At 70.8% G+C, this 25,557-nt stretch carries 31 protein-coding genes; 10 read left to right on the plus strand and 21 right to left on the minus strand.

Annotation, left to right across the window (positions count from 1 at the left end; all coding sequences use genetic code 11):
* Nucleotides 1–7: 7 nt before the first annotated feature.
* Nucleotides 8–655, minus strand: coding sequence for a DUF47 domain-containing protein (locus H8N03_RS15000; protein WP_187077008.1), 648 nt, complete (start codon nt 653–655; stop codon nt 8–10).
* A gap of 56 nt (nt 656–711) precedes the next feature.
* Complete coding sequence (locus H8N03_RS15005; protein ID WP_187077009.1) at nt 712–1,080, minus strand: DMT family protein; 369 nt, start codon at nt 1,078–1,080, stop codon at nt 712–714.
* Between H8N03_RS15005 and H8N03_RS15010 the strand changes: the two genes are divergently transcribed.
* The 3 genes from H8N03_RS15010 to H8N03_RS15020 are packed head-to-tail and all read left to right on the plus strand — an operon-like array spanning nt 1,079 to nt 3,154.
* Nucleotides 1,079–1,717, plus strand: coding sequence for a pseudouridine synthase (locus H8N03_RS15010; protein WP_187077010.1), 639 nt, complete (start codon nt 1,079–1,081; stop codon nt 1,715–1,717). The two genes, H8N03_RS15005 and H8N03_RS15010, sit on opposite strands and share 2 nt — an antisense overlap.
* A gap of 51 nt (nt 1,718–1,768) precedes the next feature.
* Nucleotides 1,769–2,386: a protocatechuate 3,4-dioxygenase gene (locus tag H8N03_RS15015; protein WP_255428229.1), complete on the plus strand. Its 618-nt coding sequence runs from the start codon at nt 1,769–1,771 to the stop codon at nt 2,384–2,386.
* Between the two features lie 9 nt (nt 2,387–2,395).
* Complete coding sequence (locus tag H8N03_RS15020) at nt 2,396–3,154, plus strand: SDR family NAD(P)-dependent oxidoreductase (protein WP_187077012.1); 759 nt, start codon at nt 2,396–2,398, stop codon at nt 3,152–3,154.
* A 90-nt stretch (nt 3,155–3,244) separates the two neighbouring features.
* Here H8N03_RS15020 and H8N03_RS15025 read toward each other — a convergent pair whose 3' ends face one another.
* Nucleotides 3,245–3,973, minus strand: a complete 729-nt coding sequence (locus tag H8N03_RS15025) for a 2OG-Fe dioxygenase family protein (RefSeq protein ID WP_187077013.1) — start codon at nt 3,971–3,973, stop codon at nt 3,245–3,247.
* Nucleotides 3,974–4,071: 98 nt separating this feature from the next.
* On the opposite strand from H8N03_RS15025, the gene H8N03_RS15030 reads away from it, so the two are divergent.
* Nucleotides 4,072–4,542 (plus strand): bacteriohemerythrin, encoded by a 471-nt coding sequence (locus tag H8N03_RS15030; RefSeq protein WP_187077014.1) that lies wholly within the window; start codon nt 4,072–4,074, stop codon nt 4,540–4,542.
* 42 nt (nt 4,543–4,584) lie between these two features.
* Here the strand turns inward: H8N03_RS15030 and H8N03_RS15035 are convergent, their stop codons facing one another.
* The 6 genes from H8N03_RS15035 to H8N03_RS15060 all read right to left on the minus strand — a co-directional run bounded on the left by H8N03_RS15035 (nt 4,585) and on the right by H8N03_RS15060 (nt 8,639).
* A complete protein-coding gene (locus H8N03_RS15035) occupies nt 4,585–4,866 on the minus strand; it encodes a DUF427 domain-containing protein (protein WP_187077015.1) in 282 nt (93 codons plus the stop codon).
* Nucleotides 4,863–5,798, minus strand: a complete 936-nt coding sequence (egtD, locus tag H8N03_RS15040) for an L-histidine N(alpha)-methyltransferase (RefSeq protein ID WP_187077016.1) — start codon at nt 5,796–5,798, stop codon at nt 4,863–4,865. The genes H8N03_RS15035 and egtD overlap by 4 nt, the downstream gene beginning before the upstream one ends.
* On the minus strand, nt 5,792–7,051 hold the full coding sequence (gene egtB / locus H8N03_RS15045; protein WP_187077017.1) for an ergothioneine biosynthesis protein EgtB: 1,260 nt from the start codon (nt 7,049–7,051) through the stop codon (nt 5,792–5,794). The genes egtD and egtB overlap by 7 nt, the downstream gene beginning before the upstream one ends.
* Nucleotides 7,052–7,156: 105 nt before the next feature.
* Nucleotides 7,157–7,537, minus strand: coding sequence for a hypothetical protein (locus tag H8N03_RS15050; protein ID WP_187077018.1), 381 nt, complete (start codon nt 7,535–7,537; stop codon nt 7,157–7,159).
* Nucleotides 7,534–7,770: a hypothetical protein gene (locus tag H8N03_RS15055; protein ID WP_187077019.1), complete on the minus strand. Its 237-nt coding sequence runs from the start codon at nt 7,768–7,770 to the stop codon at nt 7,534–7,536. Before H8N03_RS15055 ends, H8N03_RS15050 begins: the two co-directional genes overlap by 4 nt.
* A gap of 128 nt (nt 7,771–7,898) precedes the next feature.
* On the minus strand, nt 7,899–8,639 hold the full coding sequence (locus H8N03_RS15060) for a TetR/AcrR family transcriptional regulator (protein ID WP_187077020.1): 741 nt from the start codon (nt 8,637–8,639) through the stop codon (nt 7,899–7,901).
* Between the two features lie 56 nt (nt 8,640–8,695).
* Here H8N03_RS15060 and H8N03_RS15065 point away from each other — a divergent pair, with 56 nt between their 5' ends.
* Entirely contained in the window at nt 8,696–9,598 is a 903-nt protein-coding gene (locus tag H8N03_RS15065; protein WP_187077021.1) for a c-type cytochrome, read from the plus strand.
* A 3-nt stretch (nt 9,599–9,601) separates the two neighbouring features.
* Here the strand turns inward: H8N03_RS15065 and H8N03_RS15070 are convergent, their stop codons facing one another.
* Entirely contained in the window at nt 9,602–10,621 is a 1,020-nt protein-coding gene (locus H8N03_RS15070; RefSeq protein WP_187077022.1) for a methionine synthase, read from the minus strand.
* A gap of 79 nt (nt 10,622–10,700) precedes the next feature.
* On the opposite strand from H8N03_RS15070, the gene H8N03_RS15075 reads away from it, so the two are divergent.
* Nucleotides 10,701–11,108, plus strand: coding sequence for a response regulator (locus H8N03_RS15075; RefSeq protein ID WP_187077023.1), 408 nt, complete (start codon nt 10,701–10,703; stop codon nt 11,106–11,108).
* Nucleotide 11,109: 1 nt separating this feature from the next.
* On the opposite strand, the gene H8N03_RS15080 is transcribed toward H8N03_RS15075, so the two are convergent.
* Complete coding sequence (locus H8N03_RS15080; RefSeq protein ID WP_255428230.1) at nt 11,110–12,123, minus strand: LLM class flavin-dependent oxidoreductase; 1,014 nt, start codon at nt 12,121–12,123, stop codon at nt 11,110–11,112.
* A 68-nt stretch (nt 12,124–12,191) separates the two neighbouring features.
* The gene (locus H8N03_RS15085) at nt 12,192–12,458 is read right to left on the minus strand and encodes a YciI family protein (protein ID WP_187077024.1); all 267 of its coding nucleotides are present in this window, start codon (nt 12,456–12,458) and stop codon (nt 12,192–12,194) included.
* Between the two features lie 39 nt (nt 12,459–12,497).
* Here H8N03_RS15085 and H8N03_RS15090 point away from each other — a divergent pair, with 39 nt between their 5' ends.
* Nucleotides 12,498–12,884 (plus strand): DUF488 domain-containing protein, encoded by a 387-nt coding sequence (locus tag H8N03_RS15090; protein ID WP_187077025.1) that lies wholly within the window; start codon nt 12,498–12,500, stop codon nt 12,882–12,884.
* Nucleotides 12,885–13,047: 163 nt separating this feature from the next.
* On the opposite strand, the gene H8N03_RS15095 is transcribed toward H8N03_RS15090, so the two are convergent.
* From H8N03_RS15095 to H8N03_RS15110, 4 genes are read right to left on the minus strand one after another with little or no spacing between them, the layout of a single operon-like run.
* On the minus strand, nt 13,048–13,911 hold the full coding sequence (locus tag H8N03_RS15095) for an ion transporter (RefSeq protein WP_187077026.1): 864 nt from the start codon (nt 13,909–13,911) through the stop codon (nt 13,048–13,050).
* A gap of 10 nt (nt 13,912–13,921) precedes the next feature.
* Nucleotides 13,922–14,821, minus strand: coding sequence for an NAD(P)/FAD-dependent oxidoreductase (locus tag H8N03_RS15100; RefSeq protein ID WP_187077027.1), 900 nt, complete (start codon nt 14,819–14,821; stop codon nt 13,922–13,924).
* 4 nt (nt 14,822–14,825) lie between these two features.
* Nucleotides 14,826–15,302, minus strand: a complete 477-nt coding sequence (locus H8N03_RS15105; protein WP_187077028.1) for a DUF2269 family protein — start codon at nt 15,300–15,302, stop codon at nt 14,826–14,828.
* Complete coding sequence (locus tag H8N03_RS15110) at nt 15,302–16,597, minus strand: SDR family oxidoreductase (protein ID WP_187077029.1); 1,296 nt, start codon at nt 16,595–16,597, stop codon at nt 15,302–15,304. Before H8N03_RS15110 ends, H8N03_RS15105 begins: the two co-directional genes overlap by 1 nt.
* 105 nt (nt 16,598–16,702) lie before the next feature.
* Between H8N03_RS15110 and H8N03_RS15115 the strand changes: the two genes are divergently transcribed.
* Nucleotides 16,703–17,170: a hypothetical protein gene (locus H8N03_RS15115; protein ID WP_187077030.1), complete on the plus strand. Its 468-nt coding sequence runs from the start codon at nt 16,703–16,705 to the stop codon at nt 17,168–17,170.
* Here the strand turns inward: H8N03_RS15115 and H8N03_RS15120 are convergent.
* The 3 genes from H8N03_RS15120 to H8N03_RS15130 all read right to left on the minus strand — a co-directional run bounded on the left by H8N03_RS15120 (nt 17,167) and on the right by H8N03_RS15130 (nt 22,171).
* Nucleotides 17,167–18,870 carry a response regulator gene (locus tag H8N03_RS15120; protein ID WP_187077031.1) on the minus strand — a complete coding sequence of 568 codons (1,704 nt, stop codon included), beginning with the start codon at nt 18,868–18,870 and terminating at the stop codon, nt 17,167–17,169. The two genes, H8N03_RS15115 and H8N03_RS15120, sit on opposite strands and share 4 nt — an antisense overlap.
* Nucleotides 18,870–20,369 (minus strand): DUF7125 family protein, encoded by a 1,500-nt coding sequence (locus tag H8N03_RS15125; RefSeq protein ID WP_187077032.1) that lies wholly within the window; start codon nt 20,367–20,369, stop codon nt 18,870–18,872. The genes H8N03_RS15120 and H8N03_RS15125 overlap by 1 nt, the downstream gene beginning before the upstream one ends.
* Before the next feature lie 104 nt (nt 20,370–20,473).
* Nucleotides 20,474–22,171, minus strand: a complete 1,698-nt coding sequence (locus tag H8N03_RS15130) for a long-chain fatty acid--CoA ligase (protein ID WP_187077033.1) — start codon at nt 22,169–22,171, stop codon at nt 20,474–20,476.
* A gap of 132 nt (nt 22,172–22,303) precedes the next feature.
* Here H8N03_RS15130 and H8N03_RS15135 point away from each other — a divergent pair, with 132 nt between their 5' ends.
* Both H8N03_RS15135 and H8N03_RS15140 read left to right on the plus strand, forming a co-directional pair.
* Nucleotides 22,304–23,266 (plus strand): Bug family tripartite tricarboxylate transporter substrate binding protein, encoded by a 963-nt coding sequence (locus H8N03_RS15135; protein WP_187077034.1) that lies wholly within the window; start codon nt 22,304–22,306, stop codon nt 23,264–23,266.
* Nucleotides 23,267–23,271: 5 nt separating this feature from the next.
* Nucleotides 23,272–24,180, plus strand: a complete 909-nt coding sequence (locus tag H8N03_RS15140) for a glycerophosphodiester phosphodiesterase (RefSeq protein ID WP_187077035.1) — start codon at nt 23,272–23,274, stop codon at nt 24,178–24,180.
* On the opposite strand, the gene H8N03_RS15145 is transcribed toward H8N03_RS15140, so the two are convergent.
* Both H8N03_RS15145 and H8N03_RS15150 read right to left on the minus strand, forming a co-directional pair.
* A complete protein-coding gene (locus H8N03_RS15145; protein ID WP_187077036.1) occupies nt 24,177–25,250 on the minus strand; it encodes a DMT family transporter in 1,074 nt (357 codons plus the stop codon). The two genes, H8N03_RS15140 and H8N03_RS15145, sit on opposite strands and share 4 nt — an antisense overlap.
* Nucleotides 25,250–25,540, minus strand: a complete 291-nt coding sequence (locus H8N03_RS15150) for a hypothetical protein (protein WP_187077037.1) — start codon at nt 25,538–25,540, stop codon at nt 25,250–25,252. Before H8N03_RS15150 ends, H8N03_RS15145 begins: the two co-directional genes overlap by 1 nt.
* Between the last annotated feature and the right edge of the window lie 17 nt (nt 25,541–25,557).

Here is a 25,557-nt window from a genome sequence, read left to right on the forward strand (position 1 = left end):
GCCGTCCTCAGGAGTTCTCGAGGACGATGCCTTCGACGACGTTCGCCACGTCCTCGCACTTGTCCGTGATGGTCTCCAGCAGCTCGTAGATGGCCTTGAGCTTGATGACCTCGCGCACGTCCGGCTCCTCGCGGAACAGCTTGCTGAGGGCGGAGCGCATCACGCGGTCGGCGTCCGATTCGATCTTGTCGATCTCCTCGCAGGTCTTCAGCGCGGCGACGGCGCTCTGGTGGTCCGACAGCTTGCTCAGGAGCTGCACGGCCTCCTGCACGCGCTCGCAGCAGCGCACCGAAAGGTCGGTGAGGCGCGTGATCTCCTCGGTCATGTGGCGCACGTCGTAGAGCGCCATGGTCTCGGCCGAGTCCTGGATCAGGTCCGCCACGTCGTCCATCGTGTTGATCAGCGTGTGGATCTGCTCGCGGTCGATGGGCGTGATGAAGGTGGAGTGGATCAGGCGGTTGACCTCCTGCGTCACCTTGTCGGCGGAGCGCTCGGCGTGGTCCACCTCGCGGTTGTACTGCTCGCGCAGGTTCACGTCGCTGTAGTTCGCCACCAGCTTGGCGAAGGCGTGCGCGCCCTCCACCATGCGCTCGGCGTGCTGGTTGAACATCTCGAAGAAGTTGCCTTCCTTCGGCAGCAGTTTCTTGAAGAGCATGGGGAGAGCTCGGAATCTTGTAGTGGGTGCGCGGCGAGTTTACCCGCCGCACCCTGTCAGGAATTGCGGAATATGAAATACACCGCGCCCACCATGCACAGGCCGGCCCAGAGGAAGTCCAGCTTGAGCGGCTGCTTGAGGTACAGCAGGCTGAAAGGAACGAAGACGGCGAGCGTGATGAGTTCCTGCATGATCTTGAGCTGGCCGACGGAAAAGCCCGCGTCGCGGAAGCCGATGCGGTTGGCCGGTACCTGCAGCAGGTACTCGGCCAGGGCGATGCCCCAGCTCACGAGGGCCGCCACGTACCAGGGCGAGGTCGCGAGGTTCTTGAGGTGCCCGTACCAGGCGAAGGTCATGAAGACGTTGGAGCCCACCAGCAGCAGCACGGTCTGCAGGGAAGGCGAGAAGGAGGAAATGGCGGTCATGCCAGGATTATCGGAAGGGCTGGTCTGGGTGGACGAGCACCTGCTGGTGCTGGACAAGCCGGCGGGCCTGCTGGCCGTGCCGGGCCGGGGCGAGGACAAGCAGGATTGCCTCTCGGCCCGCGCGCAGGCCCTGTGGCCCGACGCGCTGGTGGTGCACCGGCTGGACATGGCCACCTCGGGCCTGTTCCTCATGGGGCGGGGCGTGCACATGCAGCGGGTGCTCAGCCGCGATTTCGCGGAGCGCCGGGTGCACAAGCGCTACGAGGCGGTGGTCGCGGGCCGGCTGGCGTCGCCGGGGGCGCAGGGCGTGATCGACCTGCCGCTCGTCGCGGACTGGCCCCACCGGCCGCGGCAGAAAGTGGACCGCGAACACGGCCGGCCCAGCGAGACCCGGTGGACGGTGCTCGCCCAGGACGCGGACAGCACGCGCGTGGCGCTGGAGCCGGTGACCGGCCGTTCGCACCAATTGCGCGTGCACCTGCAGGCCATCGGGCATCCCATCCTGGGGGATGCCTTGTACGCACCGCCGGAAACGGTGCAGCGCGCGCCGCGGCTGCTGCTGCACGCCAGCGCCCTGCAGCTCGCGCATCCGGCCACCGGCGAGCCGCTCGCCTTCGCGAGCGCGGTGCCGTTCTAGCAAGCGACGCGCACTTCGGCGATGCTTGGGGCTGCCATGACGGAGCCTGCCATGCCCAGCTTCTCCCGCCGCGCGGCCGCCGCCGCGCTCGTCGCCCTGCCCTTCTGCTGGAGCGGCGCGCGCGCGCAGCCCTCCGCGGCCCTGCGCGCCACGCCGCGCCAGACCGAAGGCCCTTTCTATCCGGTGGCCCTGCCCAAGGACGCGGACGCCGACCTGCTGCGCAACGGTGCCTTGCAGTACACGCTGGGCGAGCCGGCCTGGGTGGAAGGCACGGTCAGCGACCTGCAGGGCCGGCCCGTCGCGGGTGCGCAGGTGGAGATCTGGCAATGCGACCAGGCCGGGCACTACCACCACCCGGGCGACCGCGGCACCGCCGACCCGCGCTTCCAGGGCTTCGGCCGCGTGACGGTGGGCGCCGACGGCCGCTATCGCTTCCGCACGATCAGGCCCGCGCCTTACAGCGGGCGCACGCCGCACATCCACGTCAAGGTGAAGCTCGATCGCCGCGAGCTGCTCACGACCCAGCTCTATGTGGAAGGCGACCCGCACAACGAGCGCGACTTCCTGTGGCGCAACCTCGGCGAGGACCGCGCTCTGGTGACGGTGCCCTTCCGCCGCTCGGGCGAAGGCCTGCAGGCCGACTTCCCCATCGTGCTCGCCAGCGCATAGGATCGCCCCATGACCCAGCGACACCTCACCCTCCTCACGGGCGCCTCGCGCGGCATGGGCCACGCGATGGCGCGCCAGCTGCTCGCGGCCGGCCACGACCTGCTGTGCATCTCGCGCAAGACCAGCGACGCGCTCGCCGACGAAGCCAGGCGCCTCGGACGCATGTGCGAGCAGTGGCCGCAGGACCTGGCGCGCGCCGACACCCCCGCGGGCCGGCTGGACACCTGGCTGCTCGCGCAGGACCAGCGCACGCTCGCCTCGGTCACGCTGATCAACAACGCGGGACTGATCCCGCGCATCGCCTCGATCGAGGACATCCCGCTGGCGGAGCTGAAGGACGCCATGCGCGTCGACCTCGAGGCGCCGATCCTGCTCACCAGCGTGTTCCTGCGCGCGACGGCCGACTGGAAGGTGCCGCGCCGGGTGCTGAACATCTCCTCCGGCCTGGGAAGGCGCGCGATGGCGTCGCAGGCTGCTTACTGCGCAGCGAAGGCGGGCATGGACCACTTCACGCGCTGCGTGGCGCTGGAGCAGGCGGCGTTGCCCAATGGGGCACGCGTGTGCTCGCTGGCGCCGGGGGTGATCGATACGGACATGCAGGTGCAACTGCGCGAAGCCGATGGCGAGCGCTTCCCGGACCGGGGGAATTTCGTGGGGTTGAAGGAGAAGGGGGCGCTGGCGTCGCCGGAAGAGGCGGCGGCGCGGGTTCTCGCGTTCCTGGATCGGCCGGATTTCGGGAGCAACCCGGTGGCGGACGTGCGGGATTGAGGCGGGTGCTACGAGCCTACGAGCCCGCGCGCACCGTAGGCTGGGTTGCGCCCGCGAAGCGCGCGCACCCCAGCGATGACGCACCCCCCGTCAATCCCCCTGGAACCCCTTCGCCCTGAGCGTCAGCACCAGCGTATCCCGATGCCCCGCCCCGTCCACCGGCTGGATCGGCGTCGTCTCGTGGATCACGCGCGCGTCGTCCAGCAGCAGCACGCTCCACGGCTCCGTCAGCGTGAACCGCTGCCCCGCCGGTCCGTCGGCCTGGAACACGCGGGTCTCGCCGCCCTTGATGTTCTCGCGCGCGAGCAGGAACACCGCCACCAGGTCGACGCCATCGCGGTGCGCGCCTTCCGGCGTGGGGCGGCCGATGCCGCCTTCGGTGTCGATGCGGAACTGGTGCGCCTCGATGTACCAGGGCTGCGGCCCGCGCAGGTCGGTCGCCACGCGCGCCATCGCCTGCAGCAGGCGCGTCCACGCCGGCTGCGCGACCATCTCCGGCAGCATGGGCTCGAACCAGCGCTGCATGCCGCCGTGCAGCGCGTTGTATTCCACCGGCTGCCAGTGCGCGCGATGCGGCGCCAGCGTGAGGGCGGTGCCGTCCGCGACGAAGCAGGAATGCCGCCTGCGGCGGTAGCGCCCGCCGTCCTTGAGGTAGTTGTCCGGGGGCAGGCCGTTCCACGACGGCAGCAGCGCCTGCAGTTCGGCGCGCGTGCACCCGGCGAGCTCGCCCACGCCGTCGGGGCTCAGCACGGCATAGCCTTGCTGGCGCAGCAGGGTGGCGACTTGGTCCGGGTACGTGTAGGCGGGGCGCAGGAGCATGCGCTAGCTTAACCAAATCGCACGCGGCGCCATTCCGTGACGTGCATCAACATCGGCACGCGCGCGGGCTTCTAAGCTGCCGGCCAGAAGGAGATCCCATGCCCGCCCTGCCCTGGTCCGACGCGCTCGAACTCGGCCTGTCCTTCATGGACGACACCCACAAGGAATTCGTGGACCTGCTCGCGCGCTGCGAGGAAGCCGGCGACGACGCGCTGCCGGCGCTCTGGGACGAGCTCATCGCCCACACGGCCGACCACTTCGGCCGGGAGGACGAGTGGATGCTCTCCACCGGCTTCGCCAGCGGCAACTGCCACAGCACGCAGCACAAGGTGGTGCTGCACGTGCTGCGCGAAGGCGCGGCCAGCGCCAGGGACGGCGACCTCCGGCCGGCGCGCCAGATGATCCAGGAGCTCGCGGCGTGGTTCCCGCAGCACGCGCAGACGATGGATGCGGCGCTGGCGCTGCACCTGCGCGGCGTCGGCTATGACGCGGAGACGGGCGAGGTGCGGGAGCCGGAGAGGCTGCCGGCGCTGGAGATCAGCGGATGCGGGGGAGCGAGCTGCTCGTAGGGACCCTGCATGGATCCCCGCCTGCGCGGGGAGGACGGCGTCTTACTCCGTCACTTCCACGCCCTTCCAGAACGCCACCCGGTCCTTCACCATGCTGGCCTCGGGCTTCGGGTCCGGGTAGTACCAGACCGCGTCCGTGTTCATCTCGCCGTTGACCAGCAGCGAGTAGTAGCTCGCCTGCCCCTTCCAGGGACAGGACGTGCGGTGGTTGCTGAAGGTGACGTACTCGCGCCTGAGCGCATCGGCCGGGAAGTAGTGGTTGCCTTCCACCAGCACGGTGTCGTCGCTCTCGGCGACGGTCACGCCGTTCCACACTGCCTTCATCGCGAAGCTCCTGGGGGTGCGTGCAGCCAGTGCACGCTGAACAGCCGGTCGGGATCGGTCCACACCGGCCCGGGGCGGAAGCCGGCGCGCTCCGCCAGGGCCCGCAGGCCGTCGACGGTGAACTTGTACGAGTTCTCGGTGTGCAGGCTCTCGCCCTCCTCGATGACGTAGCGCTCGCCGCCCACCGTCGCCGCCTGCCGCGCGCGGCTCACGAGGTGCATCTCGATGCGCTGGAGCGGCGCGTTGTAGAAGCTGTAGTGCGCGAACTGCGGCAGCACGAAACCGGCGCCGAGCTCGCGGTTGGCGCGGGCCAGCAGGTTCAGGTTGAACTGCGCCGTCACGCCTTGCGCATCGTTGTACGCGGCGTGCAGCACGGCGGGGTCCTTCACCAGGTCGGCGCCGAGCAGCAGCGCGCCGCCCTGCAGCAGCCGCGCGGCACGCTGGAGGAAGACGAGCGCCTCGTCCGGCGTGAAGTTGCCGATCGTCGAACCGGGGAAGAAGCCGATGCGCTTGCCCGCGCCCTCGTGGGGCGCGAGCGCGAAGTCCGTCGTGTAGTCCGCCACGACAGGGCGCACTTCCAGCCCCGCGAACTCGCCGCGCAGGATCGCCGCCGCATCGCGCAGGTGCTCGCCCGAGATGTCGATGGGCAGGTAGCGCGCCGGCGCGTCGAAGGCCTGCAGCAGCAGCCGCACCTTGCGCAGCGACCCGGCGCCGAACTCCACGATCTCCGCGCCGCGCCCGGCCAGCGCCGCGAACTCGCCGACGCTGCGCTCCAGGATGGCGAGTTCCGTCCGCGTGGGGTAGTACTCGGGCAGTTCGCAGATGCGGTCGAACAGGCGCGAGCCTTCGGCGTCGTAGAAGTACTTCGGCGAGATCGCGTGCGGCTGGTTCGCCAGCGCGGCTTGCAGGTCGCGTGCGAACTCGCTCAGCATGCCCCATCCTTCGCGAGGCGCAGCCCGCTGAACTGCCAGCGCGCCGCCGGCGGGAAGAAGTTGCGGTAGCTGCGCCGCGCATGGCCCGGCGGCGTGGCCACGCTGCCGCCGCGCAGCACGACCTGGCCCACCATGAACTTGCCGTTGTATTCGGCGACGGCGCCGGTCCACGGGCGGTAGCCCGGATACGGGTCGTACGAAGAGCGCGTCCATTGCCACGCCTGGTCGGCCAGCTGGCGCATGCCCGGCAGCTCGGAGGCGGCTTCCCATTCGGCCTCGGTCGGCAGGCGCGCGCCGGCCCACTCGGCGAACGCCGCGGCCTCGTAGAAGCTCAGGTGCGTCACGGGCGCGTGCGGGTCGATGGGCTTCACGCCGTCGAGGCCGAACACCTGCCATTGCGACGCGGGCGCGCGCGGGTTGTCCGGCGCGATCCAGTACAGCGGCGCCTGCCACTGCTGCGACTGCACGAGCGCCCAGCCGTCCGACAGCCACAGCGACGCGGTGCGGTACCCGCCGTCCTCCACGAAGTCGGCGTACTCGCCGCAGGTCACGAGTCGATCCGCGATGCGGTAAGGCTGCAGCCACACCGTGTGGCGCGGCGTCTCGTTGTCGAAGCCGAAACCTTCGCCGGTGTGGCCGATGCGCACGGGCCCCGCGGGCCCTTGCACCCAAGCCACCGGTGGCGTGCTGGCCGCCAGCCGCAGCGCGGGCTGTTCCAGCGGCTCGTACGCGGGCAGCAGCGGATTGCACGACAGCACATGCAGGATGTCCGTGAGGATCAGCTCCTGGTGCTGTTCCTCGTGCTGCAGTCCCAGCTCCAGGAGCGGGTGCACCGCATCCCAGGTGGCGTCGTCCGCCGTTGCCATGAACTGCTCGACGGCCGCTTCGACGTGCGCCCGGTAGCGATGCACCGACGGCAGCAGGGGCCGCGTGAGCAGCCCGCGTTGCGGCCGTGGATGGCGCGGCCCCAGCGCTTCGTAGTAGGAGTTGAACAGGTGGTGCCAGCGCGGCTCGAACGCTTCGTAGCCGGGGACATGCGGGCCCAGCACCACGGCCTCGAAGAACCAGCTCGTGTGCGCCAGGTGCCACTTCGTGGGGCTGGCGTCCGGCATGGACTGCACGCACTGGTCTTCGGCGGACAAGGGGGCGGCCAGCGCCAGCGTGCGCGCGCGGACACGCGCGAAGCGTTCGGCGAGCGCGCTGCGCGCGCCCGGCACGGGCCGCAAGCCGGCCGTGGATGGATTCAAGGACATGCGTCCGCGCTCCAGATGGTGCAGCACGCCTCCCTCGGCCGCGCTGCCTTCCTTTCGATCCCCTGCCGTTTCATTACAGCACAGCGGCCGCGGCAGGGGGATGGGTCAATCGCGCTCGTGCATCGCGAGCTGGGCTTCGCGCCGCTCGCGCCACTTGCCCCAGCGGCTGGGGCTGTCGTCCACGCGAACGAACAGCACCGCCTGGTCGCAGGCCGACCACCGCGCGCAGTTCTCCTTCCACTTGCGCACCTGGCCGGGCGGCACGTACAGGTAGACCGGCTGGGCGCGGGCAGGCACCAGCGCCTGCGACGCGATCACCGGCTGCGCATAGATCACCGGCGGCGGCGGCGCCTTGGCCGCGACCGTGATGCGGCCGTAGATGCCGGGCCGCAGCGGCTTGCCCGTCGTCACGTTGCGGTACTCGGGACCGGCGTGCGCGGCTGCGGCGGCGGCGCCGGCGAGCAGGAGCAGCGCGGCGCGCTTCACAGCCAGCCCTTTCCGGCGCCGAGCGTGCAGGTGCGGCAGGCGCCATCCTGCGCCGGTGTGGACGACGCGGGCGCGCGCACGACGTCGATGCTCGCGTCGGCGGCGGGACGCGCGGCAACGACGGCAGGCGGCGCTTCCGGCGCGCTGCCGAAAGTGGCGGCGCCAACAGCGGCGATGCAGACGGCGATGACGGCAAAGGCCGGCACGCAGCGGGCGGCGGTGGGCTGGTCCATGCAGAGCTCCAGGTACGGCCGCGTTTGTACCCACGGGGTCGCGAAACGCCTTGTAGGAGCTCGCAGGCGCGTGCCGGAGGATTGCGCTGGCGCCGCGTCGGCGCCGTCCGACACGGCGCTCCAGCTCGTCAGCGGGAACGCGGCGCGCGCTGCCGCGCGGCGACGGACGGCAGCGCGTCCGCCGGTGCCGGGACGGCGAGCTCCGGCAACGGCCGCCTGGCGACTTCCGCCGCCTCCTCGGCGCCCATGCCGAGCGCGCGCAACACGACCGTGGCCACGGCCACGTCGTACTTCGCGGGCGCGAGGCCGAGCGCGACGCGCCGCATCGCCATCGTGCAGATGCCTTGCAGGACGTCGAGCCCGATCGCCTCGTTCGGCACCTTCAGCCGCTTCTGCTTCGCCGCGAGTCGCAGGTCGGCGAGCGGATAAGGCTCGATGTGCGCGAGCAGCGAAGGCGTGGTCGCCGCGAGGTCCAGCAGCAGCAGCGCCCAGCCGGGGCTTTCCTGCGCGAGCAGCACGTAGCGGCGCTGGCCGATCGCGACGCGCTCCGCGCCGTCGGCCACCCGCGCCTGGCTCTCCGCGATCGCGCGGCACAGGCTCTGCGCCAGCACCACGATCACGCGCTCGAGCAGTTCCTCCTTGGAGGCGAAGTGGTTGTAGACGGTGGCCGGCGTCAGCCCCGCGACCTGGGCCACCTCCTGGATCGTGGCCGCGGCCACGCCCCTCGCCCCGAACACCTCGACCGCCGCACGCACCAGCGCCCCCTGCGTGCGCTCGCGCTTGCCGCCGCCCGCCGTGGCCGCCGCGAACGCGGCCGCGAGCACCGGCGGCAGGGCGGGTAAGCCATTGGGATGAGAGACATCAGCCATTTTTGGTCATAGAATCAAATTTTGTCGTCGTGTTCAATTTTAAACGAGGTGACGAGATGACGCGAAAGTGGGTGAAGCGGGGCGCGCTGGCGCTCGGGGTGCTGGTGCTGCTGGCCGCGGCCGGCGTGTTCGGCGGGCTGCAGCTGGCGGAGCGCCGCATGGCGCGCCAGGTGAGCGTGGACGTGCGGCCGGTCGCGTACGGCGCGGACGCCGCGGCGCTGGAGCGCGGCAAGTACCTGTACGCCTCGCGCGGCTGCGTGGACTGCCATGGCGCGAGCGGCGCGGGCAAGGTGTTCGTCGACAACGGGAGCGACCTGCGCATCAAGGGTCCCAACATCACCACGGGCGCCGGCGGCGTGGTCGCCGCCTACCAGCCGGCCGACTGGGTGCGCACCATCCGCCACGGTGTGGCGCCCGGCGGCCGCCCCCTCCTCATCATGCCCAGCGAGGACTACAACCGGCTCACGGACGGCGACGTCGCGGCCATCGTGGCCTACGTGCGCTCGCTGCCGCCCGTGGCCGGCACGCCCGCCGAGGTGCGCCTGCCCCTGCCCGCGCGCGTGCTCTATGGCTTCGGCGCCATCCAGGACGCGGCCGCCAAGATCGACCACGCGCAGCCGCCCGCTGCGCCCGTCACCGAAGGCGTGAACCTGCAGCACGGCGCCTACGTCGCGAACATGTGCCTGGGTTGCCACGGCGCGCAGCTGACCGGCGGCCGCATTCCGGGCGGCCCGCCCGACTGGCCCGCGGCCGCCAACCTGACCGCGACCTCGGTTTCGCCGATGGCCACGCTCTATGCGCAGCCGGAGGCGTTCGCGAAGATGATGAAGACGGGCCAGCGCCCCGACGGATCGAAGATCCAGGTGATGCCCTTCGAGTCGCTGCGCGAGCTGAGCGACACCGACGTGCGGGCGCTGCACCTCTACCTGCGCAGCCTGCCGGCCGCGCCGCAAGGCTGAGGCCTAGGCGAACTTCCGGCGGGCGAGCTCGGCGCCTTTGGCGAGCGCCTCGAGCTTCTTCATCGCAATCTCGCGGTCCATGGGCGCCATGCCGCAGTTGGTGCACGCTAAGAGGTGCTCGCGCGGCACGAACTGCAGCGCACGGCCTATGGTCTCCGCCACCTGCTCGGGCGTCTCGACCTCGTCGCTGGCGACGTCGATGACGCCCACGAGCACGTCCTTGCCCTTCAGCAGCGCCATGAGGTCCGCCGGCACGTGCGAGTGGAAGCACTCGAGGCTGACCTGGTCGATGCTGCTCGCGGCCAGCGCCGGGAACACCTGCGCGTACTGTCGCCATTCCTCGCCGAGCGTCTTCTTCCAGTCGTTGTTGGCCTGGATGCCGTAGCCGTAGCAGATGTGGACGGCCGTCGTGCAGGCGAGGTCCCGCGCGGCGCGCTCGAGCGCCTGCACGCCCCAGTCCGCGGCGTCGCGCATGTACACGTTGAACGCGGGCTCGTCGAACTGGATCACGTCCACGCCGTCGGCCTGCAGCGCGAGCGCCTCCTGGTTGAGGAGCTCGGCGAAGGCGAACGCCATCTTCACGCGGTCGCCGTAGAAGCGGTCGGCCACCGTGTCGACGATGGTCATCGGCCCGGGCAGCGTGAACTTGAGCTTCTTCTTCGTGTGCGCCCGCGCGAGCCGCGCCTCCGCCGCGTGCACGCGGCCCTTCAGGCGCAGCGGGCCGACCACCTGCGGCACCATGGCCTTGTAGCGGTCGTTGCGGATGCCCATCTCCACCTTGTGCGCGAAGTCGATGCCTTCGACCTGCTCGAGGAAGCCGTGCACGAAGTGCTGCCGCGACTGCTCGCCGTCGGTGACGATGTCGAGCCCCGCGTCCTCCTGCGCCTTCAGCCAGAGCAGCGTGGCGTCGGCCTTCGCCTCCTGCAGCGCCTCGCCCTCGGCCTTCCAGCGTGGCCACAGCTTGTGGGTCTCCGCGAGCCAGCCCGGCTTGGGCAGGCTGCCGGCGATCGTCGTCGCGAACATGCTTGTCGTCTCCTCTTCGGCGGATGGCGCTCGAACGCCTATCATGGCACCTTACACCAGAAGTGTTCCTCCGGCCTCGATGCGATCCCTCCCCGACCCCGAACGCGCCAAGCCCTGCGTCCTCGTGATCGACGACGACGAGGCGGTGGCCTGGGCCATCGCGGGGCGCCTCGGCAAGGACTTCCGCGTCGTCGGCCTGAGCGATCCCGCGCGGGCCGTGGAGCGCGCGCGCGAGGAGAAGCCGGGGCTGATCCTGTGCGACATCAACATGCCCGGGCTGCAGGGCGACGAGGTCGCCTTCGCGCTGTCGCAGGACCCGCGCACGGCCACCGTGCCCCTGATCTACCTGACGGCGCTGGTCGGCCCCGAGGACCACCCGGACCTCGAAGGCGTGTTCGGCGACTACCCCACCATCTCCAAGAGCGCGACCACCGAGGAGCTGCGCGACATCGTCGCCTCCGCGCTCGGCCTGCCCGAGGACGACTGACTCAGGCGGGCTGCAGCCCGCAGGCCTGCGCCAGCAGCTCGTAGGAACGGCGCTGCGCGAAGGGATCCCAGGTCCAGGTGATGACCACCAGCTCGTCGACCTCCAGCTCCTCCGCCAGCGCACGCAGCTTCTGCGCGACCTGCTCGCCGGTGCCGACCATGGCCTTGCCGCGCAGTTGCCGGCGATAGACCTCCTCCGCCTCGTCATAGGGCCGCACGGCTTGCTCGGGCGGCAACAGCGGGCCGAAGCGCCCGGTCTGGCGGTCGACGCGCGCCCGCTCGCGGCTGGCGAACAGGCGCCAGGCTTCTTCTTCGGTGTCAGCAGCCAGCGCCCACACGCAGACGTTGGCACGGGGTTCCTGCAGCGCACCAGGCTTGAACCGGTGGCGGTACAGCTCCAGCGCCTCGGCGCAGCCCTCGCCGTCGGTGATGAAGTGCGCGAAGGAGTACGGCAGGCCGAAATGCGCCGCGAGCTGCGCGCCGTAGCCCGAGCTGCCCAGCATCCACAGTTCCGGCGCGGTGCTGCCCCGGGGGAACGCCTGGATGCCGTGGCCGGGATGGCCTTCGGGCATGTCGTGCCCGCCCACCCACGCCTGCAGCTCGCGCACCTGCTGCGGGAACATCTCGGAAGCGCGCGGGTCCGGGTTCAGCAGCATGGCGGTGCGGTGGTCGCTGCCCGGCGCGCGGCCCACGCCGAGGTCGATGCGGCCGGGCGCCAGCGCGTCGAGCACGCGGAACTGCTCCGCGACCTTGAACGGCGAGTAGTGGGGCAGCATGACGCCGGCGCTGCCGATGCGGATGCTGCGGGTGCGCACCGCGACGGCCGCCATCAGCACCTCCGGCGCCGTGCCGACGATGGCCGGCAGGCTGTGGTGCTCGCTCATCCAGAAGCGCTGGTAGCCGAGGCGCTCGCACAGCTCGGCGAGCGCGACCGTGTTGCGGATGGATTCGTCCTGCGGCCGGCCCACGCAGGCGACCGACTGGTCCAGGACGGAGAGTTGCAGGGGGCGGGACATGCCGCGATTCTGCCGCTACGTCCCTCCTGTCGACGCCGGTCCTGACCGGCGCCGGCTACGCGTCTTGCTCACGCAAGACCCTCGTTCCAGTCGTGGATGCTGCAGCGGCCCACGATGCCGTTCAGCATGAAGGGATCGTCGCGCGCGAACTCCTCGGCGGCCGCACGCGAGGTGAAGACGCCGAGCGCGCCCACGGGCGGCGCCCCGTAAGGGCCGGCCATCAGCAGCACGCCGCGTCCGTGGAACTCGCGCAGCCGCGCCTGGTGGCCGGCCATGTGCGCCGGGACCTTGGCCAGTCCGTCCTCGGCGAGCTCGTAGAACATGAGGACCTTCATGGAAGACAGGATAGCGTCCCGCTGCTACGCTGCAAGCCCATGCCCATCCGCATCGTGCAACTCGGCTCCCCGCGCGCGCCCGGCGAAGGCCTGCGCCTCGGCACCGTGCGCCGGCCGCCGCGCGGCGTGCCGAAGGAGGAGTTCGCGCGCCGCGACTTCTACGACGTGTGGCTGCCCAACCTGGCGCCCAGCGCGGACCTGATGGCGCAGGGCCGCGCGGCGCAGGACGAGAAGGAGTGGGCCGCGTTCCGCAAGGGCTACCTGGCGGAGATGAAGCAGCCGGACGCGAGCCATTTGCTGGATGCCTTGGCGGCGCTGTCGCACCAGACGGCGTTCGCGGTGGGGTGTTACTGCGAAAACGAGGCGCGGTGCCATCGGTCGGTGTTGCGGGAGTTGCTTTCCGAACGAGGGGCGGATCTGGCGTGAGCGGAATGCTGGGGTGCGCTTCGCGCAACCCAGCCTACGGAGCACGCACGGGAGCGTGTGCATGACACGGGGACGCGACGCGGCCTCGTAGGCTGGGTTGCGCGCAGCGCACCCCAGCGATCCCCCGTCACCCACCCCCTCACCCACCCCGCCACACACCCCGTCACGCCCCCGATGCCCCCTCCGCGGGCAACGCCGTCCCGCAAAGATGGCAATACCGCGCATCCCCCGTCGCGGCCGCGGCGCCGCACTGCGTGCACACCCGCGGCAGGAACATCGGACGGTGGCGGCGCGCTGTCATTTCCGCCGTCACGATGCCCGTGGGCACGGCAAGCGTGCCCCAGCCGATCAACATCATCACGGAGGCGATGAAGCGCCCCAGGTCCGTCTTCGGCGTGATGTCGCCGAAGCCCACCGTGGTGATCGTCGTGATCGCCCAGTAGACCGAGGTGGGGATGTCCTTGAAGCCGTGCTCCGGGCCTTCGACCACGTACAGCAGCGTGCCGAGGATCAGCACCGCCATCAGCACCGCCGAGAGGAACACCAGGATCTTGCGCCGGCTCGCCGCGAGCGCCTCGGCCAGCATCTGGTATTCGACCAGGTAGTCGGTCAGCTTGAAGATCCGGAAGACCCGCAGCAGCCGCAGGATGCGCACGTCGATCAGCGCGTGCGTCTCGGGCAGGAAGAACGCGAGGTACGTGGGCAGCACCGAGAGCAGGTCCACGATGCCGAAGAAGCTGCGCGCGTAGCGCAGGGGCCGCTCCACGCTCACCAGCCGCGCGACGTATTCCACCGTGAAGAGCAGCGTGAAGAACCACTCCGCCGCGTTCAGCGCGACCGGGTGGCGGTCATGCAGGGCCGGGACGCTGTCGACGACCACCACCGCGATGCTCACGAGGATGGCGACCACCAGCACCTTGTCGAAGAGGCGCCCCTCCGGCGTCTCCGATTCGAAGACGATCTCGTACAGGCGCCGGCGCCAGCCGCTTTCCGGGCGCCCGAGTTCCGCTTGCGTGCCGGGGAGCATGGCCGCGATGCTACAGCCGGTTGTGGATGGCGGTGGCGGCGATCGCCGCGTGGCCGGCTGCCACCGCGATCTGGTTCAGATCCACCGCCACGTCGCCCGCCACGTAGAGCCCCTCCACGCTGGTCTGCTGGTGCGAGTCGACTTCCAGCTGGCCGTCCTTCCTCGCACGCGCGCCCAGCGCGGTGGCGAGCTCGCAGGAATGGTGCAAGCCGAGCGCCGGGTAGAGCGTGTCGAACTCCAGCACCTGCCCGTTCTGCAGCTCCACGCGCACGCCGACGTCGTCCACGCCGCAGGAGATGCAGTGCGGCGGGCTGTCGGCGACGAGCACGCCCGCGGCGCGCAGTTGCGCCAGGTCGGCCGCGGCCACCTCCTCCTGCGTCGCCATCGCGAGCCAGGTGACCGTGTTGCCGAAGTTCGCCACGAACAGCGACTCGCGCAGGCCGTGGCCCGCGCGCCCCAGCACCGCCACGCGCTGGCCCTGCGTCTCGTAGCCGTCGCAGATGGGGCAGTAGCGCACCTGGCCCGCCTTCATCGCACCGCGCAGCCCGTCGATCTCCGGCTCCACGTCGCGCGCACCGGTGGCGAGGATCACGAAGCGCGCCGTCCACGCACGCCCTTGCGCTTCCGCGCGGAAGCTGCCGTCGTCCAGCTTGTGCAGGCGCTCCACGGTCACCTGCTCCGTCGGCGTGCCGTAGCGGTGCGCGTGTTCGCGCATGCGCGCGAGCAGCTCGGGGCCTTCGATGCCGTCCGGGAAGCCCGGGACGTTGCGCGTGCGCGGGATCCACTGCAGGCGGCTGCCGCCGGCGTCGAGGATGAGGGCGCGGCGCTTGTAGCGCCCCAGGTACACCGCGGCGGTCAGGCCGGCGGCCCCGCCGCCGATCACGAGGCAATCGAGGATGTCGTCAGGCATGGCGTCAGTCGGCCCAGGGCAGCTGCTTGCCCACCATGAGCCAGAAGATGAGGAGGAAGGCGAAGAAGGCCGCGAGGCCGAGCCCCGTCCACCAGTGGAACAGGCGGTCGTAGGCGGCGGGCACCGGCGCCCCCTGCCCTTCGGCGGCTTCCGCGACCTTGCGCATGCGGATCTGGATCACCACCACCGGCAGCCAGCAGGCGACGGCGACGGCGTAGAGCCCCAGCGACCACGCGACCCAGGGCGTGGAGAGCGGCAATTCCAGCTCGTGCACGAGGGCGAGCCCGGTCACGGGCTGCAGGATCGCGGTGGGCGTGGTGAGCAGCCAGTCGGCCAGCACGACGTTGCGCGAGCTGCTCGCCACGCCGCCGATGCGCCGGCGCAGGCTGGACGCGAACAGGTGGAAGGCCGAACCGACGCCGGCGCCGAAGAGGATGGTCGACGACAGGATGTGCACCCACTTCAGCAGCAGGTAGTCCATCAGCGCCGCGCCTCCTTGCGCGGGGGCAGCTCCAGCGCCCACAGCAGCATGATCAGCGCCAGCACCGGCAGGTTCTTGGAGATCGGCCCGTATGGATGCAGCCAGTACTCGGGCAGGAAGAAGGTGACGAGCACCGTGTAGCCGCCGATCAGCGCGAGCTGCGCGAGCCACACGGGGCGGCGCCACCGCGCGGGCGCGGCCAGCGTGAGCACGCCCAGCACCAGGTCCAGTGCCGCAGCGCCGTAGAGCGCCACGGTCGCGAGCGCGCCCTGCAGGCCGACGCGCGCGAGCAAGGCGTAGCTGTCCTGCACCGGGTACAGGCCGAAGGAGACGATGGCCGTCCAGATCCACATCAGCGCCAGCGCGAGGCGCAGCACGGGATGCCAGAGGTCGAGGACGGCGGCGCGGCGCTGCAGTTCGCGCTCGGCGGCGGGGACGAAGTCGCGCGGCGGACGCGGCGGGCGTCCGAGGAGTTCCGGCAGGGCGTTGTGCTGCGTCGCGTTGCCTGCCAGCAGCATGTCGGCGGTCTCCGCATCGAGCATGCTGCCCGGGAGGTGCCCCGCGAAGGACGCGCCGCTGCGGAACAGGCCTTCCGGGACCGCCACCACCCACTGGCGCCGCGGCTCGCCGAGCGCCTCGCGCAGGTCGGCGAGGTACTCGCGCAGCTGCAGCGGCTGCGGCCCGGCGAACGCGAGCGTCGCGATCGACAGCGGCGGCTCCTCGACGAGGCGCACGATGCCTTGCACCACGTCGTCGACGTGCACGGGCTGCACCGCCATGCGGCCGCCTTGCGGGAACGGCAGCACGGGGGCGACGGCGAGCTTGTTGAACAGCGCGGCGCTGGTCCCGCCGGGGCCGTAGACGAGCGAAGGCTGCACGATGGCGCCGGCCAGCGGCAGCGAGCGCAGCACGTCGTCCGCGGCCTTCTTGCTGCGGTGGTACGCCGAGCGCGCGCCTTCGTCGGCGCCGAGGGCGGAAACCTGCACCACCGTGCGCACGCCCGCGGCCGCGCAGGCCTGGAAGAGCTCGACGGGGGCTTCCGTGTGAAGCGCGCGGAAGCTCTGCCCACCCTGCTCGCGCAGGATGCCCACCGTGTTCACCACGGCATCGATGCCGGCCAGGTGCGAGACCCACCAGCCGCGCCGCGGCACGCCGGAGAAGTCCGCCGCGATGGCATCGTTCGCGCCGGGCGGCGGATGCCGCAGCGCGCGCACGACCGCGTGGCCGCGCCCGCGCAAGGCTTGCGCGACAGCGCGGCCGATGAAGCCGGTGGCACCCGTGAGCAGGATTCGCATGGGAAAACGGCCAGTCTAGCCAGCGGCTCCGCATCGCGGTGTCGGTCCGTTACCCTTTGAGAGCGTGGCCCCACGACGCGCGCGCACTTGCCTACACTGCCGGGCATGAGCACCTGGAAAGAAGCCATCCGCGAGGGCCTGGTCTCCGGCAGCCTGGCCAGCCTCTTCTCCGCAGCGTACCTGGCCTATGCAGGCTGGCGCCACGGCACGCCGGCCGCGCCGGTGAATGCAGTGAGCCACTGGTTCTTCGGCGACCGGTCGCTGCGCAAGGACGATGCGGACCCGGTCTATACCGCGACCGGCTACGTCACGCACCATCTCGCGGCGGTGTTCTGGGGGGTCCTGCATGCGAAGGCGTGGGGCGCGCGTCCGGAAGCGAAGAGCCCCTTGCCGGCGGCGGCGGGCGCGATCGCGGCGGCCAGCGTGGCGAGCTTCGTGGACTACCAGCTCACGCCCAAGCGCCTCACGCCGGGCTTCGAGCACCGGCTCGCGCGGCCGGAGATGACGGCGGTGTATGCGTGCTTCGCCCTGGGCCTGATGGCGGGCAGCATGCTGATGAAGAAACGCCGCTAAGGCGCGACTTCCACCTTCTCGCGCGCCGCCTCCAGCACGCTGCTCACCGCGTCGCCGAGCTGCGCGATGTCGAAGGGCTTGCGCAGGATGCGCGGGCGGCCCGCGAGGCGTTCGACGGCGGCCATGTCCGCGTAGCCGGTAGCGAGGATCACCGGCACGTCGCCGATCATCTTGCGCGCTTCGGAAATCACTTCCGCCCCCGTCATGTCGGGCATCGCGTAGTCCACCACCAGCAGGTCCGGCTTGATCGCCGAGAGATGCGCCAGCGCCTCGCCGCCGTTCGCCGCTTCCGTGACCTTGTAGCCGATCAGGCTCAGGCACTCGACGATCACGCGGCGCACGTCCGGCTCGTCTTCCACCACGAGGATGTGGCACGAACCCGCGAGGGCCGGCACCGCCGGCTGCTGGCGCACGACGATTTCCTCGTCGGCCTCCGCGTCCGCTTCCGGGAAGAACATCTCCACCGTCGTGCCGCTGCCTTCGACGCTGCGGATGCGCGCCACGCCGCCGGACTGGCGCGCGAAGCCGTACACCTGGCTCAGGCCCAGGCCGGTGCCGCGCCCCACGGGCTTGGTGGTGAAGAAGGGATCGAACACCTTGGCGAGAATGTTCGCGGGGATGCCGCCGCCCGTGTCCGTCACGCTCAGGAGCACGTAGTCGCCTTCGGGCAGGTCGCGATCCTCGTCGAGGAAACGCGTGCCGGTGGTGATCTTCAGCTTGCCGCCTTCCGGCATCGCATCGCGCGAGTTCACGGCGAGGTTCAGGATCGCCATCTCGAGCTGGCTCGGGTCCAGCACCACCGTGGCGTCTTCCTCGCACAGGTCGAAGTCGACCTCGATGCCGGAGCCCACGGAGATCTCCAGCAGGTCCTTCATGCCGTTGATCAACTGGTTGACCCGGGTGAGCTTGGGCATCAGCGACTGGCTGCGCGCGAAGGAGAGCAGCTGGTTCGTCAGGCGCGCGCCGCGGCGCGCGGCGCTCTTCGCGCGGTCCACCACGGGCTTGACCTTCTCCTCCTTCGCGTAGAGGGAGACCAGCTCGAGGTTCATGTTGACCACGTGCAGCAGGTTGTTGAAGTCGTGCGCGATGCCCCCCGTGAGCCGGCCGATCGCCTCCATCTTCTGCACCTGCGTCAGCGCCGCCTGCGCGCGCTCGCGCTCGTTGATCTCCTTCATCAGGCGATCGTTGGCGCTGGAGAGCTCCTTGGTGCGGGTGAGGATGCGGTCCTCCAGCTCGCGGTTCAGGCGCTCCAGCTCGCTGCGCGTGCGCTTCAGTTCGTCGAGGTGCTCGCGCGCGGCGTACTGGCGCCGGCGCGCGCGCACGGCGGATTCGGCGGCGCTGGCCAGCGTCTCGGCATTCAGGGGCCGCTCCAGCAGCACGAGGTTGCCCAGGCTGTGCAGCGAGCGGAAGTCCTTCTCCGGGCGGCGGCCCTCGCGCTTGGTGGCGAGCACCACGAAGGGGAAGTCCGACCAGGGCGGCTGGTCGCGCAGCCAGGCGAGGAGACGGTCGTCCGAGAGCAGCTGGGGCAGTGCCTCCTCGGTGAGGATCACGGCGCCTGCGCCTTCGAGCAGGGCGGCGAGCAGTTCGTCCTCGCGCGCGCACACGTGCGTCGCGATCTTCTGCTGGTCGAGCACGCTCTGCACGACGGCCGCGTCGCGTCCGCGCGGGGCGTGGATGAGGACGCGCAGTTCCTTGTCCACTACCGATCCCCCAGCAGCGGCAGCTTGCCGCGGTAGGTGGCCACGCCGGCCAGCACGCCCTCGAAGTCCGTCAGTTCCTGTCCCACCTCCAGGCCTTCCCTGCCGAGGCGGAACTCGCGGATCGTCTGCTCGTGCTCCTGCGTGCGGCTCTTCACCATGGACAGCGCCTTCAGCAGGTGGCCGCGCGCCTCGAAGAAGCGGAACATCAGGATCGCATCGGCCAGGTAGCTCATGTCCACTTCGGTGCGCATCTCGCCGAGCACGCCGTGCTGGGCGAGGATGAGGATGGTGACGACGTTGCGGTGGTTCAGGTACGTGAGCAGCTCGTGCATCTGCAGCATCAGGTACTTGCTGCCCGGCATGGCCTGCAGGTAGGCGTTGAGGCTGTCGATCACGACGAGCTTCGCGTCGTCGTCCTCCACCGCGTGGCGCACCATGTGCGCGAATTCGCCGGCGGAGACTTCCGCCGGATCGAGCGGGACCACGCGCAGCATGCCGTTCTCGATGTAGGGCTGCAGGTCGAGCCCGAGCGCGCGGCCGCGAACGACGAGCGTGGAGAGGCCTTCGTCGAACAGGTAGAACACGGCGCGCTCGCCGCGCCGCAGCGCCGCCATCGCGCAGGCCATCGCCGTCGTCGTCTTCCCCACGCCCGAAGGGCCGGAGAACAGCGTGCTGCTGCCGCAGGGGAGCCCGCCGCCCATCAGCTGGTCCAGCTTGGGCACGCCGCTGCTCGCCACGTTGTGTTCCGCGTGCAGGCGATGTTCCGCGGCCACCAGCCGCGGGAAGACGGCCAGGCCGCCGGTATCGAGCACCACGTCGTGGTCGCCGCCGCGGAAGGGGATGCCGCGCATCTTCAGCACGCGCAGGCGCCGCCGCTCGGGGCCGTACTGGTCGACCGCCTGCTCCAGGTTGATCACGCCGTGCGCGATGCTGTGCAGCTGCTGGTCGGTGTCGCGGCTGGAGCGGTCGTCCAGGAGGATCACCGTGCAGCCCCGGTCCGCGAAGAACTTCTTGATCGCCAGCACCTGGCGGCGGTAGCGCAAGGGGTCCTGCGCCAGCAGCCGCATCTCGGAGAGGCTGTCGAACACCACGCGCTTCGGGTTCAGGCGTTCGACGGCGGTCATCACGCCGCGCACGGTCTCGCCCAGTTCGACCTGCGAGGGATGCAGGATGGACTGTTCGAGTTCGGGGCTGAGGCCTTCGCTGCTCACCAGCTCGAACAGCTCCACGCCTTCGAGGCTCCAGCCATGCGAGGCCGCGACCGTGCGCAGTTCCTCCGCCGTCTCGGAGAGCGTCACGTAGAGGCCCTTCTCCGAGTTCCGGACGCCTTCGAGAAGGAAGTGCAGCCCCAGGGTCGTCTTGCCCGATCCGGGATCGCCCTCGACGAGGTAGACGTGCCGGCTCGGCAACCCGCCGCCGAGGACATCGTCCAGGCCCGGGATGCCGGTAGAGGCGCGTTCCTGCGCGGGGAGGTTCTCAGTGTTAGCGGTGCGTCTCATCCAGTGCCAGCAGCCGCAGGGTCTAGCGGCCCGCCGATCCTAAGCGCTGTGCAAGAGCAGACTTGTAGGCTCTTTCCGACAACTCCGTCCGCCGGCGTCCCGACTCAGCCGGACCGGCCCTCGGCTTCCTGCAAGGTGCGCCACATCACCTTGCCGCTGCCGCTCTTGGGCAGCGCGTCGGCGAACTGCACGATGCGGGGCACCTTGTAGACCGCCATGTTCGCGCGGCACCAGTCCACGATGTCCTGCTCGCTCACCTGCCCCTGGAACGCGGGACGCAGCACGACGACCGCCTTCACCGTCTCGCCGCGGTACGCGTCGCGCGCGGAGATCACGCAGGCTTCCTGGATCGCGGGGTGGCGGAACATCAGTGCCTCGACCTCCGCCGGCCACACCTTGAAGCCCGACGCGTTGATCATGCGCTTGAGACGGTCGGTGAGGAAGAAGTAGCCGTCCTCGTCGGTGCGCCCCAGGTCCCCGGTGCGGAAGAAGCGCTTGCCCTCGAAGGTGACGAAGGCGGCCGCGGTCGCCTCGGGCCGCTTCCAGTAGCCGTCGAACACCATGGGGCCGTGGACGATGATCTCGCCCTGCTCGCCGGGCGGCAGTTCGCTCAGGGTCTCGGGGTCGACCACGCGCGCGTCGCAACCCATGAAGGGGATGCCCAGGCACTGCTGCTTGGGCGCGTCCGGCGGGTTGCTGTGCGAGGGCGCGGCCGTCTCCGTGAGGCCGTAGCCCTCGACGTAGCGCAAGCCGAACTGGTCGAACAGGCGCTGCGCCACCGCTTGCGGCATGGCGGCTCCGCCGCCGCCGATGTGCACCAGGCTGGAGAGGTCGTAGTCCGCGAAGTTGGGGCTCGCCATCAGGTCGATCACCATCGTCGGGATGTTGGTCCACGAGGTGACCTTCCAGTTGGAGATCAGCCAGCCGGCCAGCTCGCGGTCCCACCGCGGCATCATCACCAGCGTGGCGCCGCTGTAGATGTTGGCGTGCATCATGCTCACCATGCCGGTGATGTGGAACATGGGCACGACGGCGAGCGTCACGGTCTCCTGCGTGGCGTTGCCCCAGACGGCGCTGGACATCGCGTTGTGCAGGATGCTGCGGTGCGGATGCATGCAGCCCTTCGGGTTGCCGGTGGTGCCGCTCGTGTAAGGCAGCAGCGCCATGTCCGCCGGGCCGACTTCCAGCGGCGGCAGCGGCAGGTCGTTGGCGAGTGCATCGGTCCAGGGCGTCACCCGGCCGCTCGCGAGCTCCGGCAGGGGATGGCGCGTGAGCAGCCAGTCCTTCCAGCCCGCGGGTATGGGGCCGGCGTCGGGCGCCTGCGGATCGAAGGCATCGGTGAACTGCGTGACCACCAGGTGCGCGAGGCGCTGCGCCTGCGGCAGCTGCGCATCGGCACGCGCGATCTCGCCGGCGAGGTCGCCGGTGGTGATGGCGACCTTCGCGTCCGGGTCGACGATGTAGTGCTTCAGCTCCTCGGCCCGGTTCATCGGGTTCACCGGCACCACGACGGCGTTGGCGCGCAGGATCGCGAAGTGCGCGACCACCAGCTGCGGGCAGTTCTGCATGTCCAGGATCACGCGGTCGCCCTTGCGCACGCCCATCGCGTGCAGGCGGGCGGCGAGCCGCTCGGCCTGCCGCTGCAGTTCGGCGTAGCGCAGCGTGCGGCCGAAGAAGGCGATCGCCACCTTCTCCGGGTAGCGGCGGGCGCTGATCGCGAGGTTGTCCCAGACGGAGGTGGCGGGAATGGTGAGGGCGTGGGGCAGGCGCTTGGGCCAGAACTTGTGGTGCGGGCGGTCCATGACGAGACGGGAGGGTCTGGTCCGCACCATAAGCCACGCGCGCCGGCGGCTCCATGCGGGGAAGCCCCACGCGCGTCACGCAGGCGACGCGCCGCGCTGGCTATGATCGCCGCCACCAGAAGAGGAGATCCCATGAAGTTCCGCCACCTCGCCGCTGCCTGGCTGCTGGCCGGCCTCGCTGCCGCCGCGCATGCCGCGTACCCCGAGAAGCCCATCCGCCTGGTCATCGGCTTCCCCGCCGGCGGCCCGCTCGACCAGCATGCGCGGCTGTTGTCCGAGCGGCTGCAAGCCGTGCTCGGGCAGCCCATCGTGATCGACTACAAGGCCGGCGCCGGCGGCACGGTCGGCGCGCAGGAGGTGATGAAGGCACCGGCGGACGGCTATACGCTGATGCTCGCCAACACGGGCGTGATGGTGATCAACCCGGCGCTCTACTCGAAGCTGCCGTACCAGACGCTGCGCGACTTCACGCCGATCGCCCGCACGGCCATGCAGCCGCTGGCGCTCCTCGTGAATCCGCAGGTGCCGGTGAACACGCTGCAGGACTTCATCGCCTACGCGAAGGCGCGGCCCGGCCAGGTGAACTACGGCTCGGCGGGCAACGGCGGCATCAGCCACCTCGTGCCGGAGATGTTCAAGAACAGCACGGGCCTGTTCATGGTCCACATTCCCTACCGCGGCAGCGCGCCGGCGTTCACCGACCTCATGGCCGGCCAGGTGCAGTTCATGGCCGAGTCCATCCCGCAGGCCGCGGCGTACCACAAGCAGGGCAAGGTGAAGGCGCTTGCCGTCACCAGCCGCGAGCGCAACCCGGCACTGCCGGAGACCCCGACCGCGATCGAGAGCGGGCTGAAGGGCTTCGAGGTCGTCGGCTTCTACGGCTTCCTGGCACCCGCCAACCTGCCCAGGGACGTGACCGCGAAACTGAGCGATGCCTTCCGGCAGGTGCTGTCCAACCCCGACATCCGCAATCGCATGATCACGCAGGGCGCGGACCCCGCGTTCCTGGGCGCCGAGGACTTCGCGAAGTACCTCGCCGCGGAGATGCCGCGCTGGGCGGACGCGGTGAAGAAGTCCGGCGCGAAGCTGGACTGAGCGCCATGCGCAAGGCCTTCGTCGCGGCCGCGGCGGCGCTGCTGTCGTTCGGCAGCGCGGCCTTCGACCTGCAAGGCCACCGCGGCGCGCGCGGCCTCGCGCCGGAGAACACGCTGCCGGCCTTCGAGCAGGTGCTCGCCATCGGCGTCAGCACGCTGGAACTCGACGTCGCCGTCACGGCCGACGGCGTCGTGGTGATCTCGCACGATCCCGCTCTGAACCCGGCGCTCACGCGCGATGCGAGCGGGGCCTGGCTCGCGGGTACCGGTCCGCGCATCAAGGACCTCACGTTCGCGCAACTGCAGGCTTATGACGTGGGACGGCTCGATCCCGCCTCGCAGTACGCGCGCGGGTTTGCCGCGCAGCAGCCGGTGGACGGCACCCGCATCCCGACGCTCGCCGCGCTGTTCGAGCGCGTGCGCGCGCTGCGCGCGGACACCGTGCGCTTCAACATCGAGTTGAAGCTGTTCCCCGACGCGCCCGACGCCACCGTCCCCCTGGAGCAGATGGTCGCTGCGGTGCTGAAGGTGATCCGCGACGCCGGCATGCGCGAGCGCGTCCATCTCCAGAGCTTCGACTGGCGCAGCCTGCAGCGTGCGCGCGAGCTGGATCCCGCGATCCCCCTCGCCTGCCTCAGTGGCGGCCGCACGGTGAACGCGGACAGCGCGCGGCGGGCCAGGTCCACGGGCTGCAGCGTGTGGTCGCCCAACGGCAATCCCCTCACGCAGGCCCTCGTCGCGGAAGCGCACGCCCTGGGCTTGCAGGTCGTCCCGTGGACGATCAACGAACCGGCGCAGATGGCGACGCTGCTGGACTGGGGCGTGGACGGCCTGATCACCGACCATCCCGACCGCCTGCGCGCACTGCTCGAGCGCCGCGGCATCGCGGTGCCTGCGCCCGTGCCGACGCGCTAGTGCTCGTGCCGGTGGTGCGCGTCCGGGTAATGCGGATGCGTGTGCACCAGCGGCGCGTGGTGGTGCGGATGGCTGTGGCGCGTGCCGGGCGGAACGGGCGGCTCGTGCACGTGGTCGTGGTGCGCGTCGCCCGCGCCGTGCACGTGTTCGTGGGCATGGTCCAGCGCTTCGTGCGCGTGCGGGTGCTCGTGCCGCTCGGTGAGGTGCAGCCAGACACCGATGGCCATCAGCGCGCCGGCGGCGAGCAGCGGCCCCTGCGCCGGCTCGCCCAGCAGCAGCACCGCGAGCGCCGCCCCGAAGAACGGCGCGACCGAGAAGTAGGCGCCCGTGCGGGCCGTGCCCAGCGCGCGCAGCCCGTGCACGAAGAGCACGAGGCTCACGCCGTAGCTGAAGAAGCCGAGCGCCATCGCCGCGAGCGTGGCGCCGGCGGGTGGCCAGGAAGCGCCCAGCACGAGCGCGAGGACCAGGTTGGTGCTGCCCGCCGCGAGGCCCTTCACCATCGCGAGCCACGATGCGTCCGCGAGCGACACCTTGCGCGTGAGGTTGTTGTCGATGGCCCAGGCGAGGCAGGCAGCGAGCACCAGCAAGGCGGGCGCGACGGGCGCGCCACCCGCGCCCTGGCCGGGCCACGCGAGCACGACGCCGCCGGCGACGATCGCGAGCATGCCGAGCGCGACGCGCCGGTCCACGTTCTCGCGGAAGGCGATCCAGGCCAGCAAGGCGGTGAGCACGGCCTCGCCATTGAGCAGCAGGGACGCCTGCGCCGCCGGCAGGCCGGCGAGGCCTGCCATCAGCAGCACGGGTCCGGCGACACCGCCGGCCAGCACGGCACCGCCGAACCAGCGGCCCTCGCCCGCGGGCAAGCGGACGGAACCCTGACCGCGCAGAGCGCGCAGCAGGGCGAGCCCGAGGCCGGAGCCGAGGTAGAGGAGCGCCGCCAGCAGCCAGGGATCGATGCGCGCGAGCAGCAGCTTCGCGAGCGGGGCGGCGGCACCGAAGAGGAGCGCCGCGCCCAGGCTGGCCGGAATGCCGGCGGCAAACGGGGACGGGGCGCGCGGCCCCGTAAGCATCAGCGCAGGATCTTGGCGATGATGAAGCCGGCGGCGAAGGCGACGCCCAGCGCGGCGAGCGGGTTGCTGCGGACCTGTTCGCGGGCCATGTTGCCGTACTCCTCCTGCAGGCCCATCATGCGCTCGCCACCCTCGCCGATCTTCTGCTCCAGGGTGTCCACGGCCTCGTGCAGGCTCTGGGCGATGCGGCGCACGCGGTTCGCGTCGCCGTTCAGGCCGCCGCTGCCGCTGGTGCCGGACTGTTCGGCGCTGGTGGGGAAGGGGTTGGTGGAAGCGGTATCGGCGTTCATGCTGTTCCTCTCTCGGC

Origin of the sequence: Ramlibacter cellulosilyticus (genome assembly GCF_014297465.1) — a bacterium.
GTDB classification, from domain to species: domain Bacteria; phylum Pseudomonadota; class Gammaproteobacteria; order Burkholderiales; family Burkholderiaceae_C; genus Ramlibacter; species Ramlibacter cellulosilyticus.